The following is a 20,934-nucleotide window of genomic DNA, read 5'->3' as shown; positions in this document are numbered from 1 at the left end:
ATTTCAATCCGTTAAGGATTTATAAAAAATCAATGTCGAAAATCCGATTCACCTCATAAAAATAGCGATTAGACTTCCACCTTGGTCGACGGTGTTAATTGTATTTTACATAGGGTTTCAGTTGTGTTTTCAATTGTTCCCTAATCTTCAAATAAGCACGGTTATGGGCCAGATTGACGACCTCGCCGGGGTCATTTTCATGATTGTACAATTCATAACCATCTTTACCGCCGTTCCATTCGGTAAACCGCCATTGTCTGGTTCGAATGCTATAACCTTGGGCATCAGGTCCGCGATACACTTGGCTTATGGCCGGTTTTTCCCATTTATGGTTCGCATTTTTCAGAAATGGGATTAAACTTTCTCCTTCCAGTACATCCGGGATTTGATGTCCCAGCAGGTCCACTAAGGTAGGGTAGAGGTCCAACAATTCTACGGGTTCCGACACGGCCTTCCCACGGGCATCCACACCATGACCGGCAATAATAAGGGGGACCTTCGTGGAGCGTTCAAAGTTTTTATGCTTAAACCATAGGCCCTTTTCTCCTAAAAAATAGCCATGATCCGACCAAAAGATAACAATCGTATTCTCAAGAAGGTTATGCTTCTCCAGGGTATCCAAAAGTTTACCTACCTGGGCATCCACAAACGAAACACAGGCGTAATAGGCCTGTTTGCATTTTAGAGCTTCTTCTGTGGTCATGCCCTTAAAATAATAGGGCCAACTTTTTTCACCCAGTAAGGCCATGGCAGGCACGTCCTCCAAATCACGTTTGGCGGCTTCAAGATCTGGCAGGGTGATCTCCTCGATGGGGTACATGTCGAAATAGGTCCTGGGAGCGACGTAAGGGCAATGGGGATTGAAGAATCCGGCTGCAATGAAAAAAGGTTTATCCTTATTCCTTTCAATCATTTCAACAGCTCTATCGGCAACCATGCCATCCGTATGCTCACTATCCTGACTTACGGGATCCCAATAGGCCATAGATATGCCCAGACCGCCCTTTTTCCCCGTTCTGCCACCGGGAAAACGAATGATGTTCTCCTCCTGCATTTTATCAATTCCGGCCGGATTAAAGCGTTCGGTCCATGAAAGAACATCGTCGGCACCATCTGTGCCAATTGAACCCGGATTCCCATAATGGAATATTTTCCCTACACGCCCGGAATAGTAGCCCTGGTTCTGAAAATATTGTCCAAGTGTAACCACATCGGGTACCCGTTCGCGCAACTGGTCGCGATTACTCAAAAACCCTGTTGTATTGGGTCTTAGACCGGTCATAAGACTTGCTCTACTCGGGCCGCAAACCGGATATTGCGCATGGGCATTGTCAAAACGAACGCCCATTTTAGCCAATCGATCCAAATGTGGTGTTTGTACCTGATCCACACCATAGCTTCCCATATCTGTATTTAAATCATCGGCAGCGATGAAAAGCACATTGGGTCGTGGCGCACCCTGTGCATGCGATAAAAGACCAAACGCCAACCACAGGCACGTGCATGTAAAGGCGCATTTATGTAATAATTCAGTTTTGAGGTTTTTCATTGGGTGTTGTATTAATTTTCATTTCGGGCATGATCAAGGGTAAGGCCTGCCCGTCTTTTTCGGGGTAGAGGGCCCCTTTTTGTTGTAGTTCATCTGCCATTAGCTGCATCATTTTTTTGAGCATTTTCGGCTTGGTATCGGCCAGATTATGGGTTTCAAAGGGATCGTCCGTAAGGTTAAACAATTCGTATTGCGGGGGTCCGGTTATCGGGTAATGGTAAATGATTTTCCAGTTGGATTGTACCAAACTGGTAAAATAGCTTGTACGATGTTTATGAGGGTAATGATTTAGAAACGACTCATTTCGTTCACGGTCTTCTTCTCCCTTAAGCTGTTCTTTAAGAGTGAAACCATCCACGATATGCTCCTGTGGCCAGCTTAGGTTGGCGACTTGGCATAGTGTGGGAAACAGGTCCATTACGGATCCCATTTGCTGTTGTATGGCATGAGGCGCGATAGGCCATTCCTTTTGCCGGGGCGTGGTCTTATCCGGGGTCACCCAGGATGCGATAAAGGGAACGCGCATACCGCCTTCCCAATGATTGCCTTTTTTGCCTTTCAGGGGCGATGCACTGCTGTAATCCTTTTCAATGGGCAGCGGCGCATCCGAACCGTTGTCTCCCAGGAAAAAGATCAGGGTGTTTTTTCCCAGCCCCAGATCGTTTACATGTTGGATGATATCTCCAAGAGATTTATCAATGCCTTCAATTAATGTGGCATAGGCCTGTGCTTTTTCGGACTTTCCGGAATCCTTATAGTGCCCGGCAAAACGGGAATCCGAATAAAATGGCGCATGGACCGCATAATGGGCCATATGGAGAAAGAAAGGTTTCCCTTCTGCCTTGGCCCGGGATATCGCCTTATTGGCTTCCAGGGTTAAGGCTTCGGTTAAAAAAATGTCCTGTCCGTGGTACTTTTCCAACCCCGGTACCGCCCTGTTTTTATTGCCTCCTGTATGTCCAAAAGCTTCAGTGCCGAGATAACTCCCGGGTTGTCCAATGGAACTGCCGGCAATGTTGACATCAAAACCCAAATTCATAGGATCTTCACCCGCGCTGCGGAATGGTCCGAAATGGGCTTTCCCTACATGGATGGTTTTATAGCCTGCCTGTTGTAAGATTTTTGGCAGTGTTACCGAGGCTTTGGTAAGTCCGTTCCAGTTCCATCGAGGGGGGCCATATTTCCCCCGATTGTTATTTTCGGATTTGATCCAATTGGTCACTCCATGTCGGGCCGAGTTTTGCCCGGTTAAAATGGTGGTTCGGGTTGGAGAACACACCGAGTGGGCATAAAAATTTGAGAACCGAATGCCTTGCTCCGAAAGCGTTTTCATGTGGGGTGTCCGGTAATAGTCATTTAAGGGATGGGTTACCGCACGCCCGTTGGCATCGGTCAAAAAAGGAACCGAGGTGTCCATAAGACCCATATCGTCTACAAGAAAAATAATGATGTTCGGTGGGGGATTGTCTTTGGTCTGGGAATGGCATGAACCAAGACAAAGGGATGCCAGGATGGCTATTCCCCAAAGGCCTGATGGTATGCTATGGTGTGCTGTCATTTTGGTGTCATCATATGCTTTTACATGAGCTAAGTTAATCATTTCGTCCGTATCCGAGGCCAAGTCGTATCACTCAAATTCCGGTTGATGTCCATACGCAACACATCGAGGAGGTTAAACATAATTTTTCAACCCTTCCGTAAGTTCAGGGTCTTTCCGGTATACCTGTTTCGTCAAGGATGCCTAACCGGACGGGCCTGTGAAATGAAAGGCAAAAAGCAGTGATGTCATGGCACCAAAACCCCTGTGGGAACACCAGTGTTTACAGGGCTTAAGAAGCCTGCGCAGAAAATAAAATTTTCTGCGCAGGCGGTCCTCCTTTTCTGCGCATAAAAATTTTTTTTCTGCCTAGGAAATGTCCATTTTCTAGGCAAAGAATTTTTTTTTCTAAGCAAGGAATTTTTTTTTCTAAGCAATGATTTTCATTTTCTGCGCGGGGAATTTTTCTGCTGTTCGATATGGGAAAAGGGAGCATGCTTTTTGAAGCACACTCCCTTTTAAGACATTAGAAACTGGAGCTTTACACCTTGACAAACTTCAAGGTATTCAACATGTCCTTAAGACGGGAACCGGGTGTAAAAATGATCTTCCCTCTTTTAATGTTCCCGGCGACCACCTCCTCTTCGGTATCGGCACTGCTGCTGCTAAGGTTAACCCGCAGGTTGCCGAGATCGCCAATCCGTACAATTTGTCCGTGCTCCAGCGCATCGATGCTCACGTCTACCAAAGCATAGAGTACACCGCGAATATCGGCGCCGCTCACCGTGCTAATCTTTTCAATGCTTTTTATAAGGCGTTCCATGTCGCTTTCGCCCTGGAATACAGGAGAAGCATACCATTTTTTAACACCGCCGCCTGCCACGCCGGGTTCGCCACGCTCAATGGCCCTGAATTTAATACTCATAATGTTGCATTTTAAAGGTTAAACATTTTGACTGTGTTGTTTTCATTTGTTTTAAATTTTAAGGTTAAACAACTGGCGATTTCTTTGGCTTCCCCCGCCATTTCAGGAAGGTTTTATAGGGTGATTGTGCCTCAGGACATGGAGCGGTTAAACCCCCCTTCCGGGAGATGTTGGGCTAAAATGCGCTTTAAGGTCCGGGGCCACCGGCCGAAGTCCTATGGGGGTGGTGTTGCGATGCGCACTGCCTTTACAACCCCGAGCACGGCTCTGCAGTTCCGGTCTGCCGACCGGGAGATCCTGAATGCCACAGCCTTAGTTCTTGATCAGGATTCCGGTGACGATCCCGATGGCCACACCGCCAATACCGGCACCTATGGAGCGCCATAGGCCTGTTTTGCGTTCGGTCCTGACCTGTTCCCTGGTGTTAAGCAGTTCCTGCTGGATCTCATCCAGTTTGATATCTGCTAACAGCATTCGGGAACGGACCTGAATATTATGGGTCCTGACCAATCGCAGTAGATCCTGTGTATTGGTGTTTTTCTCCCGTAAGAGAGCCTCCAGGGTGTCCAACATCCTGAGGTTGTACCCGGTAATGGCATTAATGGCCCTGAAGGGGTTGGACCTGATCTGGATGGTATCGGTCGGTAAGTCCAAAGCCTGCTGGCCCGAAGAAGAAGCGTCATGGAAAGATTGGGCCATTGTGCTATGCAGGCTAAGGAGAAGAAGTGTGATGATAAGGTGGTGTTTCATACTATTTTTGGGGTTTTGGGTTTCCTATAGCACCCTACCAAAGCTGATGTGTTCCACACCGGGAAGGGTTTCCAGGTGGTGCAAGGCACAAAACAAACTCTGTGTATCGGTCCATATATTAAGAGTTATCCGGTCGGCTTCCTGAAGGACACCGTGGATCGTGACATTGGCCCGGTTGTTCAAAAGGGCTATGATGTGGGGTAGGGTGTTTGGGTCATAGGTTATGGTTAAGATTATGGTAATTGCATGTTGATATCGCGCACCATCTACCTCGTGGCAGTCATGGTGTGTCATGAGGGTGTAACAAAGATCTGAGGTACATGAGGTCGCTTCGCCAATGCCGGATGAGACTATCGGTGGTTAAGGTCAGCTTGGCGTCCTTATGGGCAAAGGTGGTCAGGTTTTTTTCCAGGGCATCCATGGCCTCTCTGGCCCGAACCAGATCTGCTTTAGTGCGTTCGATCCGTTGCCGGGCCTGAAGGTATTTTACCTCCAACCGTTTACTTTGTTTGTACTGGTGTAGGGTAAGCACTAACATGGCCAGGGATACGATCAGGCCTAAAGCCTTGAGGAGTCCGCGACGGAATTTTTGGGATAGGGATCTGGAACAATTGGAAAATGGTAGGCGCATCATTATGATTTCGTTTATGGGTGATGGGGCGTTGGGGTGTATGCTTTAATCGTGTACGGCCGGGACTACAGGGGTCCGGTCTCCGGGGCGGATAGGGTCATGGTGGCCATCGTATCGACAGGCAGCGGGCTTTTAAGCCATGCTGACCCGTCATTAATTGTAAAAATAGATTCATAGATATAAACATTTGTAAAACGCTGACGAATATCCAGAACTTTTTTAATTCCATTTGTTTAGTGTCTGTTAGGTAACCTCTTTTTTTTGATTTTTTTTTTGAGATGGCACGCCACGGTTACCGTTTATCGACCGGTTAGTCTATACCATCGGCCAGAGTGATATGGTGCTCCAGGGTGTCGGCGAGTTTGTCTAAAGCGATGGTCCGGCTACGGGAGCGATGCCGGATATTGGATACCAACTGGTGGAAATTCTCGAGAGATTCTCCAAATAAGGCTTCGAAGACACGCACGGCATAGATGACGTCGCCCTGGCCATAATTAAGCATCCCGGAAACATGGAGGGCATAGATAATCTCCACCAATTCGGTTTTGGTACCGGTCCATTTCAGTTGAGGTGGTTGTTTTAAACTTTTGGGCGGGCCACCGGGGAGGTCGCTTTGCAGGGCCTCCAGGGCCTCCTGCAGGGTGTCGATGAGTTGCTCATAGGCCAATAGGGTGGCTAAGGTGATGTCGTGACTGGTAGAGAAGGACGGGCTGTTCACGAACATGTAGGGTTCTGCTCCGAGACAGGGTTTATAATGATCGCGCGTAAAATACAGGACATCAAGTTTGGGATCGTTGCGCCGGCAATGGGTATAGAATTCCAGGTGTTCCGTAAGGTATTTCTGGTAGTGGGCCAGGTGCTGATTAAGGTATTTAATTTTGGTCTTCTTACTTCCCAGGGGCCATTGACTCTGTACCTTAAAGTATTGTTTGGTAAATATCCATTCTGAAACAATGCACGGTTTAAACTCTTTAAAGACCCGGACCTCCTCCATAACATCCTTAAAGGTATGGGACAGGACAATTTGCTCCAGTCGGTACAGGGCATTCTGACAGCAGAGGATTTTCTTTTCGGTTTGAGTGATGAGATTGGTTTCCTGGGAGGCAATGGTTTCAATGTCTTTTTTAAAGGTTGTAATAAGGGTATTCATGGTGTATTCGGGATATGGTGATGAGGAGGGCTTTTAATTCATAAGGGGTTTTATTGGGTTTTAGAGATCATAGTAATTGAGGAGGGATTCGGGGTCAACGCGGGTCAATTGGGAGGGTTCCTATCGTGTCCCGGGACGTGTTCACCGGATTAAGCCTTATGCGATCGACCTGTTCCGATTTGGGAGACATGGGTTACCGAACTGTTTCATAATTTAGAAGTATGCATTATACTGAAAAAGACTTCAGCGCTTTTGTTTCTTACGTTATCTGAAGTAAATATACTACAAAATAGTAATAAGCGATGAAATGGCTTACATATTTTTTAGTGTCATCAAAAAAACCAAAGCATTTAAGGCCCAACTTTTGTCCTGGAACCTGCTATGTTGTTTTTGTCGTGGAAGCTATTGGACGGGATGTTGCGTATATTCAAAGACTCATGATTATAAAGCATTCCTGACGGTATTTGAAAGGGTAAAAAAATGAAAGATAGGATAGGCAGCATTTCTGAATGGATTCTAATTCAAGCAAAAAATGCGCTATAGCAGTATTGTTCCGAGGGGGTTAGGGGGGCTCTAATTTTCTATCATGTTGATCTGATGCATTTTGTAAAACTATATACACGATTTAATATAGGCTTGGGGCTTAAAATATAGCCTGTTGATGTCGTGAAAATTATCCCGTATTAAAACATAATAGAAGAGTACGAATACATGGAAGTCTAGTTTTTGTTACAATTAGATTGATTTAACAAAAAACAACTGAAACGATAAAGTAACATCATAATCATTGCCTTTGAATACTTGTAAATATCATATAATCAGTAATATAAGTATTTTTTTTAATGAGTTAAAAACACTATTTGTTTTTCTATATTCTTGTTAGAAACCCTGAAATTTTTACTTAAGGAACTATTTGTGGCTAACTTTACGGAAACTAAACTTGAATATAATATTAAAAATTATTATGGATAAAAGATTAACTAAGATTAGTCTGTTTGTGGCTTTAGCCATTACAGTTTCTAGTACATTTTCCCAATCCATTAAGGGGAATGTAAAAAGTGAGGTTGGCCCTTTGCCAGGGGTCTCAGTAATAGTTAAGGGAACAAATAATGGGACATCCACGGATTTTGATGGAAATTATAGCATCAATGTTGTAAATTCTAATTCAATATTGGTTTTTAGCTATATTGGTTATAAAACAGAAGAAATTCTTGTAGGGAATCAATCTAGAATAGATGTTACACTCCGGGAATCCATAGAAGGATTAGATGAAGTGGTCTTAATAGGTTACGGACAGTCTCAAAGCAAGCGCACTTTATCAACAGCTATTTCAGAGGTGAGTACTGAGCAAATAGAAAACCTCCCGGTTTCAAGAGTAGAAAATATTCTTCAAGGAGCTGCTCCCGGCGTAATTGTTCAACAAAATTCTGGTGCACCGGGGTCCTCATCAACCATACGAATTAGAGGAGTTGGTTCTCCAAATAATTCTGATCCGCTTTACATTGTTGATGGGTTTCCAGTACCAAATCTTCAGCACTTAAATCCAGATAACATTAAAGAGTTGGTTGTATTAAAAGATGCAGCATCAACTTCTGTGTACGGATCAAGGGGTAGTAATGGGGTTATTTTAGTTAAAACAAAATCTGGTAGAAAAAACACAAAACCCGTCATATCTATAAATGGGTATTCTGGCTTTCAGTACATGGGAAACAAGCCAGATCTTATGAACGCCTCGGAATATATTAATTATTATAACCAGGCGGTTGTTGAATCAGGAGGTAATCTCAATGGTAATAGAGGTGCTTTTTCTGAGGCTGAGAGAAACGCGTTGCCAGACACAGATTGGTATGATGCCGTATCAAGAACGGCATCCATGTCGAATCTAGCCGTTTCTTTATCAGATGGAGGAGAAAAATATTCTTATGCAATTTCAGGAGGCATTTTTGATCAGGAAGGAATATTCAGCAGAGCTGGTAAAAGTAGTTTTAATAGAAAGAATTTAAGTGCTTCTCTAAACGCAGATATTAGAGAAAACATACAAGTTAAAGCATCTGCCAGTGTTTCTAAAATGGTAGACTATTATCCGGTTGGTAGTATTGGCAGTATCAACGCTTTACCTTCCATATACCCGACTTATGCCGAAAACGGTGAAATATTCAATCCCGGAAGACAAAGTCCAAAACCTGAATTCAATGGTGTGCCACTTAATGTTATGGGGGAGATGACAAACCCCCTGTGGGAACTAAATGAATTTGTTGGAAGTGAGGGAATTAATGATGTTATAAATTATGGACTGTCTGCTGACTGGCAGCCCATCACAGATTTGAATGTCCGGGCTTCCTACAGTTATTATAAAAACTCAGGTTTATTTCGTTCTTTCACTCCAAGTCTAGGTGCCGTATTTCCAATTCAAGACTTTTTTTTACGAGGATCTTACACAGAAGCACCGTCCGGAATAGTCAGAGATCAAATTACTGCTACAGTTGCTTATACATTTTCCAGCTTAGAACCTAAGGGACACCATTTGGATCTATTAGTTGGTTACGAGGTTATTGAAGAAGAATCTCATTTTGGTGAAAACACAACAAATGTTAGTGATTATTTAACCACAAACTTTGATGATGCCAACTTTTCTCTGGCAACGGATCGCTTTGGGGCCAACTTCACTCCCGCATCAATAATAGAACGTGGTTTAGTATCCTATATAGGTAGGGTAAAATACGATTATAAAAGAAAGTATCTGGCGACGGCCAGTTTGAGGCGTGATGAATCCTCAACTTTTGGACAAAATTTCAGATCAGGCTTTTTCCCATCATTTTCTGTGGGATGGGTATTATCTGAAGAGCGTTTTTTGAAAAATTCTAATGGGATAAATGTATTAAAGGTTAGATCTGGTTGGGGTATATCGGGCGTGGATTCATCGCAGGGATATGCTTACTTATCTACCATAAATTCGAACGTAAGTTATGCAGGAAACCCTGGTTTATCCCTCACAAGATTGGCTAACCCTAATTTGAAGTGGGAAGAATTGGAACAAATTAATGTGGGTCTTGACTTAACGGTTTTAAATAATTCCTTGAATCTATCAATAGATTACTATTCGAAAGAGACCACTGATATTCTTTTAGAGGCCAATACACCAGACTCTAGTGGATTAAATCCATCGCTGGTAAATGTTGGCTCAGTAAAGAATTCGGGGGTTGAACTTGCATTGTCATATAAGAAAAGTTTCGATAAATTTTCATGGAATGCATCATTAAATATGGGATATAATGAAAATGAGGTGACGAGTCTTGGAAACAATGGTCAAGATCTACAAGGCGGATTTACAGGGGCATTATTTTCAGACCCAATAACCTTGACGTCAATAGGAGAACCAATTGGTAGCTTTTATGGATATGTTGTGGAAGGAATGGATGCTAATGGAAATTTGTTATTTAAGGACCTAAATGGAAGTGGGAATAATAGAAGGACACCCGATGCGGGGGATAAAACATTTATAGGAAAACCATTACCCGATTTAACAGCCGGATTAACTTTAGGTTGTGCGTTTTCTGGTTTCGATTTTTCAGCATTTTTTTATGGAGCAACCGGGAATGATATATTTGATGCCACCATTCGCTATACGGCCATTGGTTCAAATAGACCAGCTTCGTATTTACAAGATGGAGCACCAAGAAATATGGCCGTTGCAGCACCTGGAGACCGTAATGGTGAAAATTTGGTGTCAGATTTCCATGTAAAAGATGCTTCCTTTATAAAATTAAAAAATATTGTTTTTGGATATTCTTTGCCGGATCATGTTACTCATAAACTTAGGGCAGATAAAATAAGATTTTATATTTCTGGACAAAACTTATTCACCTTGACCAAATATCAAGGGGTTGATCCAGAAGTGGGAGGAGGCATTTTGTCATCTGGTATAGACACAGGATTTTACCCACAGTCAAGGTCATATCTATTAGGTTTCCAAATAAACTTCTAAAAAAATTAAAATGAAAAAAATACAATCTATTAAAATGAATGTAATTAAAGGTTTCATGATTCTTTTAGTTATTGTGATATCAGCATCATGTGCTGAAGATATCTTAGATAAAATCCCGGTTACTGAAATAACAGCCGAAACAATTAATACGGAGGATAGGGTGCTACAGGCCATTAATGCGGCTTATGACCCTTTACAATGGAAACTCGAAGGTCCGGCAGAGACATTTCAGCAAATGTTTCAAGGGGTTAGAGCCGACGATATTCATTCTCAACAAGCTAATTTTTGGGGAAACGGCGCAGTGTTTGATCAATTTTCTACAATAAGGAGTACAAATCAAAGTGTAGCTGAGTTATGGCGGAAATTATATGCGGGTGTTGGAAGGGCTAATTTTGCATTGGATTTGACACAGGAATTCAATGGCTTTGTTACTGATGGTTTGAAAGAAAGAATTATTGCGGAGGCAAAGTTTTTAAGAGGGTTTTACTATTTTGAACTTGTTAAGCTTTTTGGTGATGTGCCTCTATTTATTGAAGCTATAAGGACTACCGAAGATGAACTATATCTTCCTCGAAGCCCCAAAGCCGACGTATATGCTCAAATTGAAAAAGATTTAACCGAAGCAGCCTCAGTATTGCCTAAAAGAGGAGAGTCGGCCGAGCTTTGGAGGGCTACTTCCGGAGCAGCCCTGGGTATTTTAGCCAAAGCTCAATTATATCAGGGGAAATATTCTGAAACAGTGGCCTCCTGTCAACAAATAATGACTCATGGGTACCAATTAGAACCTATTTTTTCTGATAATTTTGAATTAAATAATGAATTTGGGATTGAATCTCTTTTTGAGATCAATTATGTTGATGGTATTCCAGGCGAGGGCTCAATATCCTGGCAATATATGTTTATGTGGGCCGGGGGCATATATACCTCTTGGGGAAACATGATTCCCAGACAGTCCTTAGTGAATTTTTTTGATAATAGTGATCAGAGAAAAAAAGCTACATTCATTTTGCCAGGCGATGATTTAAATTCTCCGGGATTAGAGAGTTTAGGTTGGTCTCCTGCGCCTTCTGATTTTCAATTTAATGTGGGGTCAAGTGCATTAAATAAAAAATTCTTCTTGACATTTGAAGAATTGTCACCTTTATTATCAAGTTTTGGATCTCCAAAAAATGAAAAAATATTACGATATGCCGATGTCTTATTAATGTATGCGGAAGCTTCATTAATGGGAGGCGGTGGCGATGGAGCCAGTGCCTTTCAAATGGTTACTGATAGAGCTTATGGATCTGGCAATTCGGCCGCCCCGATGTATAATTTAGCCGGCGTAAAGGCTGAACGAAGACGTGAGCTGGCAACTGAAGGGTGGGATAGGTTTACAGATTTAGTAAGATGGGGAGACATTCAATCTGCAATGAGCGCGGTAGGTAAATCAGACTTCAATATAAACCGTGACACTTTGTTGCCAATACCAGACGCTGAGATACAATTGTCAAATGGTATTTTAACACAAAACCCCGGTTACGACAATTAAAAAACATATTATAATCATCAAATTTTTTTGTAATTAAATTATTAAACATAATAACTGTTTTACAGGAAATTAATAAAACAAAAACAATGAAAAATTTAGTTAACATAAAAATTATCCTTTTTGCCTTTATGGCTATCGGTTTATTTTCTACTATGTCATGTGAAGATGAGAAGTTTGACTTAACTATTTTACCAACGCATTATGACGGTATCCAGAATTTAGATGAGGAAGGCGTAGATTGTGGAGGGAGTAGCCCAAATGCATGCCCAACATGTACAGATGGTATTCAAAATGGTGATGAAACAGGTGTAGATTGTGGTGGATCAAATTGCGAAGAATGTCCGATAGGTACACCCAGACTGGATGCATTGACTAGTTCAGGACTACCCTATTATTTCACTTTTGAGTCTGATGAAGCAGGCTTGTTACTAACCACTTTTAGTGCCAATCAAGGAGTTGATATATCCTATGGGGTGGAAAACCCTGATGGAACGGCAAATGATTTGGTGGCACAGGTTATAAGACCTAGCGATGGACGATTTGGAGGATTTGAAGATTATAAATTTTCAGCCCTAGGTGCACCTTTAGATTTTTCTGTTTATCACAAATGGACTCTGGAAGTCTTCATTCCAACTGGCCAGGATTTTTCCGGTGCTTTAAACCCAGAAGTTGTTTTGATATTCATGGACAGCAACGGTAATTTTTGGGAGCGATGGACAGAGATTCCAATGACGGTCAATGAATCAGACTTTGGATCATGGGTCACCTTAGAATTTGATGGTACAGATGTGGTTGGTGCTAATGGCGTAGTTATGCAAGATCAGACCACTTATAATACTGTCGGACTTCGTTTTGGAGGTGGTGGTCATACCGAATCGGGTGTTTTCTATATAAAAGACCTTATTCCAACGACTGAAAATTTTGGAGGACCTTCAACAACGCCCAGAGCAGACGTTTTAGCTGGCTCAGGTTTGCCATACTATTTCACTTTTGAAGCTGATGATGCAGGATTAGTGTTAGAACCTTTTACAGTAAATGCTGATGGAAGCCCATACAATCAGGGCGTTGATATATCTTATGGTGTGGAAAACCCCGATGGAACCGCAAATGATTTGGTGGCCCAAGTCATTAGACCGGATGACGGTCGATTTGGTGGCTTTGAGGATTATAAATTTCAAACATTAGGCACACCAATTGATTTTTCTGTTTATCACAAATGGACTATGGACGTTTATATTCCAACAGGTCAAGATTTTTCCGGTGCATTGAATCCTGAGGTTGTATTGATTCTAATGGATTATAACGCCAATTTTTGGGAACGATGGACAGAGATTCCTATAACTGTTGATGAAGCAAATTTTGGATCTTGGGTCACTTTAGAATTCGATGGTACCGGACGTGTTGGTAATAATGGTGTAGTATTAGAAAGTCAAACCACATATACCAATATAAGCATCCGTTTTGGAGGTGGAGGACATACCGAAACAGGGACCTTTTATGTTAAGGACCTTAAACCAATAGAATAATATCAGATTAGTAGCCATATTGTTTAGAGTTAGTTTTATAAGTTGAAATGGAAAAGGTGCTTTGTTGTAATTGAAGCACCTTTAAGTTAAATGTGAGAGGTAGTTATGAGGATTAATTACATTTTATTATTTATATGTTTATTGGCTATATTTTTTACGTGTGAATCGGAAAGAGACCCGGCACCTTTTATTCCAGTGGCCACTTGTACAGACGGCATGCAAAATGGTGATGAAACCTCTGTAGATTGTGGAGGAATCTGTGGTAGTTGTGGAGAAGAAGTTAGTATTCCAACTGAGGGATATAATGGTTCAACACGTTATGCGGGATATTCATTACTTTGGTCTGATGAGTTTAATTCAGAACAGTTAAACAGTGATAAATGGGGATTTCATTTGGGTACAGGGTGTCCTGATTTATGTGGTTGGGGAAATAATGAGGAGCAATATTTTAGTGATGACAAAGAGAATATCTTTTTAAAAGATGGGAATTTAATAATCACAGCAAAGCAAGAGACTCTAGGGGGTAAAAACTATGCTTCCTCAAGAATTCATACGGATAATATTTTTGAGTTCAAATATGGTCGTGTAGATATAAGGGCAAGTATGCCGACTGCTCAGGGAACATGGACTGCATTATTTATGTTGAATAAAAATTACACCATTAATAACCCCGGGGGTTATTGGCCTAGTGGTGGAGAAATAGACATTGTGGAATATTTGGGTGAAAATCATAACGAAATATTGGGTACAGCGCATTATGGTACGGATTTTCCTAATAACCATAGATTTAACTCCGTATATTTTGAATCACTTCATAACCAGCCTTTTAACAAGGTATATTATCTGTACTCAATAATTTGGGAAGAGAATAAAATTACCTGGTTAGTTAATGATCAGCAGTATCATTCCATGACACCAGCAACGACTTATGCGAGTGGTCAACCGTATCCCTTCAATGATCAATTTTACTTTGTATTTGCCCTATCCGTGGGAGGGAATTTACCAAAAGTTAATCCTGTACCTCAAGATTTTCCAGATTGTTTGATTATCGATTATGTCAGGGTGTATCAAAAAAACTAAAACCATATTAATGATGAAATATAATAAAATGAAAACCAATCCTTTTTTATTGATCTTACTCTTAATGATTCTAGCGTGTAATCAAAAACAGAAAGATGCCACCATGATGGTTCATGTTCAACAGAATGATAATGAACTTGAAAAATTTGAGCCTAATGGTGAAAAGGTCTTATTATTTGTCGGTCAGGAGCTAGAGGCAGTTGGAGGGTTGGAAAATTACAATGAAGGATATTTAGATTATTTTCAGAAGCCTGCTGGTTGGACAACCTATACCAGTATTAATCCTGGTGATACCTCTTTTGGTTATATCCATAAGGGCTTAGATGGTATTTGGGAAACAGCTGATTGGGGGGATAACGACTACAATGCTAGTTTACAGTTATCCAATAATAATTATTCTAATATGGCATTAGCTATTGGTCTTTCCTTTGTTAACCATGAAGAAAAAGTCGCCGAAGGAACACATGATGTTTATATCAATAAGTTAGCAGATTTTTTATTGTCATTAGGCAGGAGACCAGTTTTTTTAAGAATCGCCTATGAATTTGATGGAGCCCCTTGGAATCATTATGACCAAAAAAGCACCATAGCTGCTTATAAAAGAATAGTTGATATGCTAAGGGCAAAAGGGGTTAACAATACGGCTTATGTTTGGCAATCTAGTGGGTTTATGTCCTCCCTGGAACAGTTAGAAGAATGGTACCCTGGTGATGATTATGTGGACTGGTTGGGTGTTTCATTCTTTCATATGTGGCCCAATATAAAAATGTTTGAATTTGCTCGAAAAAAAGGAAAGCCTGTGTTTATTGCTGAAGCAACGCCAACGATTTCCGATCCTAAAGCGATTCCTAATGGAGGGATTACATTAGAAACACAATTGGGTAATCCAACACAAGCTGAACAAGCCTGGCAAGAGTGGTTTGTTCCATTTTTTGAAGCTATTGATAAAAATAGGGATGTTGTAAAAGCTGTACATTATATTAATTGTCATTGGGACTCCCATCGTATGTGGTATGATAACCCGACGTTCAAGAAAATTGATGCCCGGCTTCAATTAAGTGATGAAATCAGTAAAAGATGGGTAGAGAAAATATCTGATGCTAAATTTATAAAGTCATCGTCTCATCTTTATGATGATTTATATAATAACAAATAACATGAAGAAAGTCTTCCATAATGAAGTTTAAAATTTATTACACATAAATGGAGTATATTCAAAACCCAATTTTAAAAGGATTTAATCCAGACCCGTCAATTTGCAGAGTAGGAGACGATTATTATATTGCTACTTCAACATTTGAATGGTTTCCTGGTGTACAGATTCATCATTCAAAAGATTTAAAGAATTGGGAACTTATAGCACGCCCCTTAAACCGAAAGTCTCAATTGAATATGAGGGGAGTGCCAGACTCATGTGGTGTTTGGGCACCATGCCTGTCTTATGCCAATAATAAATTTTATTTGGTTTATACCAATGTGAAGTCATTTGATGGCGTATGGAAAGATACTCCAAATTATGTGGTGACAGCAGATGACATTAGGGGGACTTGGAGCGATCCAATTTATTTGTGTTCAAGTGGTTTCGACGGGTCTTTTTTTCATGACCAGGATAAACTGTGGTTCGTTAATATGATTGTAGACCATAGAAACGGTAAACTTTTTGGAGGAGTTGAGATGCATGAGGTTGATCCCCAAACGTTAAGGCTGTTAAACGAAAGACATTTTTTAACTAAAGGCACTAAACTAGGATCAACTGAAGGGCCACATTTGTACAAGCGGAATGAATATTACTACTTAATTTTGGCTGAAGGAGGTACGGAATATAATCATTCAGCAACAATTTTAAGATCTAAGAGTGTTTTTGGTCCTTACGAAGAACATCCGGATAATCCTATCTTAACCAGCAAAGATTCACCTAAACACACGCTTCAGAAAGCAGGACATGGCTCAATGATAGAAACACAAATTGGAGATTGGTATATCGTGTTTTTAATCGGAAGACCGTTAACGGAACGAGGAAGGTGCATTTTAGGCAGAGAAACAGCTATTGAAGAAGTGGTTTGGAAGGAGGACTGGCCTTTTGTTAATAGTGGAAGTAGATTGCCGAGATTAAAGGTACCTAATCCAAATTTGGAAGTGGCTTCTCAAAAAAAGGAGCATGTCCCAGTCCGGATTATTTTTGATCAAGATAAACTCCCAATGGAATTCCAATCTTTAAGAATCCCAATGACAGAAAATTGGGTATCTCTTAAAGAAAGAAAAGGATTTCTAAGGCTTACAGGACGGGAATCTTTAACATCTACCCATAATCAATCTATGATTGCTCGAAGACTTCAACATTTTAAAGCTGAAGTCTCTACATTAGTCGAATTTGAACCCGACTGTTTTCAACAGATGTCAGGTTTGGTATTGTATTATAATACCGGTCACTATCATTATTTGCACATTACCCACAGGGATGATGATAAGGTCCTTTCTATTATTTCAGCAGACAACTTTCAAAAAATTGAAGACAGAGAAATTGTAGTTATAACAGGGCATAGCTCTGTAGTATTAAAAGCCAGTATTCAATTTGAAAATCTACAATTTAGTTATAAGCTGAAAGAGGATGGCCCTTTCACAAATATAGGTTCAGTTTTAGATATTAGTATTTTATCCGATGATAATGTTAGAGAAGGAAGTGAAAGATACAGGCCCGCATTTACAGGCTCTTTTATTGGGTTATGCTGTCAGGATTTAAGGAGCAACAAGAGATATGCTGATTTTGGGTGGTTTGAATACATAGGAATTGAAGAATAGGAAAGAATAGTTTTTCAGTGATGGGTAATTGGAATTAGACCTGAACGATCCGGATCGGTACATTTACTATTATTAAATTTAAAGACGACTCTAAAACACTAAATAATAACGGCTTTAGTTGAGTTTCTTAACACAAGACTAGTTTTTATAATTTTAGTGTCATAATGTAAATTGGATTCTTCTTGTTCTATTCTGGTTATTAACTTTTCTGTAGCTACTCTACCCATATATTCACCATGTTGATTAATGCATGTAACGGATGGTTTTACATATTTAAATAAGTTTCCATTGGTGTAACCAATAAAGGAAATATCATCCGGTATCTTATATCCTCTCGATTCTGCAATAATCATGGATTCTATTGTTGAAAATTCTTCCAGACCAATGATGGCATCTACATCCTGATAATCGAGAAGTGTTTTAATTTCGGTTTCAAAATCATATTCTTTTTTTACAAGCGTAATTAATTTTTCATTTACTTCTATGTTGTTATCATGTAATGCTTTTTTGTAACCATTTATTCTTAGCTCTACAATCCCTAAATGATCAAGAACTGAGACTATTGCTATATTTTTACAACCTGTTTTTAAGAGATAATATGTTGCATTGTAGGCACAGTTATAATCATCCACAATAATTTTGTCACATTGCAATAAGTCAGAAACCCTATCAAACATAACAATTGGTCCGGCCTCATTACTAAAATCATGTAAATGTTTAAAATATTGTTTTGATTGTGTTTCTTCGGATATTGAAATTAGAATGCCATCAATAAATCCATCCTTAAACATATTTACGGTATCAATTTCTTTGTTCAAATTTCCTTGGGTTATTACGGTTATTAAGTTATAACCGCTTTCATGAGCAACACGTTCAATACCACTAAAAATCTGAACGAAGAAATGATTTAAAATAGTAGGTATTATAACACCTATGGTTTTGGTGGTTTTTTGTTTTAAATTCAATGCGAACGGATTTGGCCGATAATTATGCGCTTTAGCAAAGTTTTGAATTTTAGTGCGCATGGCTTCACTAATTTCGTAACTGTCTTTTAATGCCATAGATACAGTTGACGTGGAAACATTGAAATGCTCTGCGATGTATTTTAAGGTGATTTTTTTAGACATAAATACAGTTCATGGAATAACTAAATATACTGTTTTTTTAACGATTGTCTTAAAGAAATTAACCTGAAATAATCTGTTCGGATAGAGCATTTATGAATCGAATTTAAAATGTTAAATGGATGTAGTGAAGTTTTTACTTTAAGGATAAAGTTGAATTTTAACTCTTGAAATAATAAAAATTATTTGCAATTAAAGTGTTGAAAAACAATAATTTAATATCCAATGTGATTGAAATTTCCTGAAGGTATTTAATGACTTAAAATACCGACATATAGCGGTTAATTTAATTTTTTTTTGAAATCCACGATAGTATGGAATAGATTTGGAAAAAGACAGATTGTATTATTTAGGATTAGATATGGGTAGGTCATCTGTTAAAGCTACATCAGTTCGTGCCAAAACAGGAGAAAAACTTTTGGTTTTGTATAAAACCATGGAGGAAATGCCCATTACTACCCTTCAAAAAGATGGGGGGAACAAGATCCAGATACTTGGTGGCCCTATGTAAGAGCCGAAGCAGATAAAAGGCATTTGGACTGTTTAAGAGAAAGACAATTTTTATATAGATAACTGTGAAAAAATCAATATTTATTGCATTCGTAGTTTCACTGGGAGGATTCTTGTTTGGTTTTGACGCGGGAATTATTTCCGGTGTGATGTCCTATGCCGGACCAGAGTTTGATTTAAGTGATGCTCAATTTGGTTGGGCGGTCAGTTCTCCATCATTTGCGGCCATGATTGCCATGTTAATTTCTGGGAGATTGAGCGATATGATAGGAAGAAAGAGAATTCTTTTAATCGTTGCATTTCTTTATGCTGTATCTGCTATCTTGTCTGCCTATGCTTTATCGTATCAGATGTTATATATGGCAAGAATGATTGGTGGCTTAGCTTTTGGTGCAGCACTAATATTGGCTCCAACATATATTGCCGAAATAGCTTCATCTGAAAACAGAGGGAAACTGGTCTCTATTCAGCAACTCAATATTGTACTTGGTTTTTTTGCGGCGTTTCTAAGCAACTACTTTCTTAATAGAGCCTTTGTTTCCGGAGAAAACCTGTTTTTAACAGCTGAAAATGTATGGCGTTGGATGTTAGGTGTTGAATTTATTCCAGCTATATTCTATTTTATTTTAATGTTTTTTGTTCCTAAAAGTCCACGATGGTTATTTACAAAAGAGAGGAATAAAGAGGCTATTTTAGTTTTAAAAAATATGCATGGAGATGATTTGGCAAAACAAGAGGCTGATATGATTATTAGTAGTCTTGGAGAAAGTAATTCTTTAAGAAGGGAAAAAGTTAAATTGAATGATTTGTTTAAACCCGCTTTTAAATTAGTTCTAACTGTTGGGTTGATAATTGGTGTTCTTCAGCAAATTACAGGTATTAATGCCATTTATTTTTATGCCACCTCCATATTTAAACAAACAGGAATTGGTACTGATGCATCATTTGGTTCAGGAATATTAATGAGTTTAACAACGGTAACCTTTACAATAGTAGCGATATTGCTCATTGATAAAATGGGAAGACGTCCTTTGATGCTATTTGGAATTGCCGGTATTGCCATCAGTCTACTAATCTGTGCTTATGGGTTTAGTCAGGCCACTTACAAATTGACTTCAGAAAACATATCAAAATTTGAATTTGAAGGTAAAGAAAAATTAGAACAACTCTCCGGTGAAACCTTTGAAAATGATCTAGACTTTAAAAACGCCATGAAATCAACCTTGGGAAATCAAGTATATGCTAAAAATGAAGGCGCTATTTTAGAGGCCGCCACAACTATGAATGCATTGTTGGTATTAATTGGTATTATGGGGTTTATTGCGTGCTTTGCCTTTTCTTTAGGACCTGTAATGTGGGTTATGTTGTCAGAATTATTTCCAAATATGTATAGAGGATTGGCAATTGGATTTGTAGGATTTGTGAACTCCTTTGTTAGCTGGTTGGTGCAACAAATTTTCCCTTGGGAGTTATCAAATCTAGGTAATGCCATGAGCTTCTTTATTTTCGGTTTTATTGCTTTAATGGGGTTCTTTATATTACTTAAAATATTACCTGAAACTAAGGGGAAATCATTAGAGCAAATAGAACAAGAATTGGCATCATAGAATATTTTTTTACGTCTTTACTTTTTTGGAGTCCCATACGGTAATTTTTTCGAATTGGGATTGTTAGCGCGTGGATTCATAAATACAATCAATTGGCTAGTGTTTAGGTTTTAAAGTTAAAAGGGATATTATTACATATTCTGTCACATTATGTATCTTATTTGTCCCATAGTGGTAAAGCAACAGATTTGTGACCCCATTAATGAAAACGGATTCAATTAGAATGGAGG

Annotated in this window: 16 protein-coding genes; 8 read left to right on the top strand and 8 right to left on the bottom strand. The window is 39.6% G+C overall.

Features of this window, described 5'->3' with window-relative positions; translation table 11 throughout:
* Positions 1-94: 94 nt before the first annotated feature.
* From MR054_RS01950 to MR054_RS01920, 7 genes are all read right to left on the bottom strand, one after another.
* Positions 95-1,549 (bottom strand): sulfatase, encoded by a 1,455-nt coding sequence (locus tag MR054_RS01950; RefSeq protein ID WP_242155634.1) that lies wholly within the window; start codon positions 1,547-1,549, stop codon positions 95-97.
* A complete protein-coding gene (locus MR054_RS01945; RefSeq protein ID WP_242155633.1) occupies positions 1,530-3,149 on the bottom strand; it encodes a sulfatase-like hydrolase/transferase in 1,620 nt (539 codons plus the stop codon). The genes MR054_RS01950 and MR054_RS01945 overlap by 20 nt, the downstream gene beginning before the upstream one ends.
* 478 nt (positions 3,150-3,627) lie before the next feature.
* Entirely contained in the window at positions 3,628-4,011 is a 384-nt protein-coding gene (locus MR054_RS01940; protein WP_242085540.1) for an HU family DNA-binding protein, read from the bottom strand.
* Between the two features lie 312 nt (positions 4,012-4,323).
* A complete protein-coding gene (locus MR054_RS01935) occupies positions 4,324-4,710 on the bottom strand; it encodes a hypothetical protein (protein ID WP_242155630.1) in 387 nt (128 codons plus the stop codon).
* Positions 4,711-4,785: 75 nt separating this feature from the next.
* Positions 4,786-5,055 (bottom strand): hypothetical protein, encoded by a 270-nt coding sequence (locus tag MR054_RS01930; RefSeq protein ID WP_242155628.1) that lies wholly within the window; start codon positions 5,053-5,055, stop codon positions 4,786-4,788.
* Positions 5,042-5,395, bottom strand: coding sequence for a hypothetical protein (locus MR054_RS01925; protein WP_242155626.1), 354 nt, complete (start codon positions 5,393-5,395; stop codon positions 5,042-5,044). The genes MR054_RS01930 and MR054_RS01925 overlap by 14 nt, the downstream gene beginning before the upstream one ends.
* A gap of 307 nt (positions 5,396-5,702) precedes the next feature.
* Positions 5,703-6,542, bottom strand: coding sequence for an RteC domain-containing protein (locus MR054_RS01920; protein ID WP_242155624.1), 840 nt, complete (start codon positions 6,540-6,542; stop codon positions 5,703-5,705).
* Between the two features lie 964 nt (positions 6,543-7,506).
* On the opposite strand from MR054_RS01920, the gene MR054_RS01915 reads away from it, so the two are divergent.
* The 6 genes from MR054_RS01915 to MR054_RS01890 all read left to right on the top strand — a co-directional run bounded on the left by MR054_RS01915 (position 7,507) and on the right by MR054_RS01890 (position 17,463).
* The gene (locus tag MR054_RS01915; protein ID WP_242155622.1) at positions 7,507-10,527 is read left to right on the top strand and encodes a SusC/RagA family TonB-linked outer membrane protein; all 3,021 of its coding nucleotides are present in this window, start codon (positions 7,507-7,509) and stop codon (positions 10,525-10,527) included.
* Positions 10,528-10,537: 10 nt separating this feature from the next.
* A complete protein-coding gene (locus MR054_RS01910; RefSeq protein ID WP_242085546.1) occupies positions 10,538-12,058 on the top strand; it encodes a RagB/SusD family nutrient uptake outer membrane protein in 1,521 nt (506 codons plus the stop codon).
* Positions 12,059-12,144: 86 nt separating this feature from the next.
* Positions 12,145-13,584, top strand: a complete 1,440-nt coding sequence (locus tag MR054_RS01905; protein ID WP_242155620.1) for a hypothetical protein — start codon at positions 12,145-12,147, stop codon at positions 13,582-13,584.
* Between the two features lie 105 nt (positions 13,585-13,689).
* Positions 13,690-14,664 (top strand): glycoside hydrolase family 16 protein, encoded by a 975-nt coding sequence (locus MR054_RS01900; RefSeq protein ID WP_242085548.1) that lies wholly within the window; start codon positions 13,690-13,692, stop codon positions 14,662-14,664.
* Between the two features lie 10 nt (positions 14,665-14,674).
* Positions 14,675-15,820 carry a glycoside hydrolase family 26 protein gene (locus MR054_RS01895; RefSeq protein WP_242155618.1) on the top strand — a complete coding sequence of 382 codons (1,146 nt, stop codon included), beginning with the start codon at positions 14,675-14,677 and terminating at the stop codon, positions 15,818-15,820.
* Positions 15,821-15,867: 47 nt separating this feature from the next.
* A complete protein-coding gene (locus tag MR054_RS01890; RefSeq protein WP_242155616.1) occupies positions 15,868-17,463 on the top strand; it encodes a glycoside hydrolase family 43 protein in 1,596 nt (531 codons plus the stop codon).
* A gap of 98 nt (positions 17,464-17,561) precedes the next feature.
* Here MR054_RS01890 and MR054_RS01885 read toward each other — a convergent pair whose 3' ends face one another.
* Positions 17,562-18,590 carry a LacI family DNA-binding transcriptional regulator gene (locus tag MR054_RS01885; RefSeq protein WP_242155615.1) on the bottom strand — a complete coding sequence of 343 codons (1,029 nt, stop codon included), beginning with the start codon at positions 18,588-18,590 and terminating at the stop codon, positions 17,562-17,564.
* 322 nt (positions 18,591-18,912) lie between these two features.
* Between MR054_RS01885 and MR054_RS01880 the strand changes: the two genes are divergently transcribed.
* Both MR054_RS01880 and MR054_RS01875 read left to right on the top strand, forming a co-directional pair.
* Positions 18,913-19,098 (top strand): hypothetical protein, encoded by a 186-nt coding sequence (locus MR054_RS01880; protein WP_242085552.1) that lies wholly within the window; start codon positions 18,913-18,915, stop codon positions 19,096-19,098.
* Between the two features lie 64 nt (positions 19,099-19,162).
* On the top strand, positions 19,163-20,704 hold the full coding sequence (locus tag MR054_RS01875; protein ID WP_242155613.1) for a sugar porter family MFS transporter: 1,542 nt from the start codon (positions 19,163-19,165) through the stop codon (positions 20,702-20,704).
* Positions 20,705-20,934: the final 230 nt, after the last annotated feature.

This window comes from Aestuariivivens sediminis, assembly GCF_022662105.1.
Taxonomy (GTDB): Bacteria; Bacteroidota; Bacteroidia; order Flavobacteriales; family Flavobacteriaceae; genus Aestuariivivens; species Aestuariivivens sediminis.
This window is presented reverse-complemented; position numbering and strand designations above follow the sequence as displayed.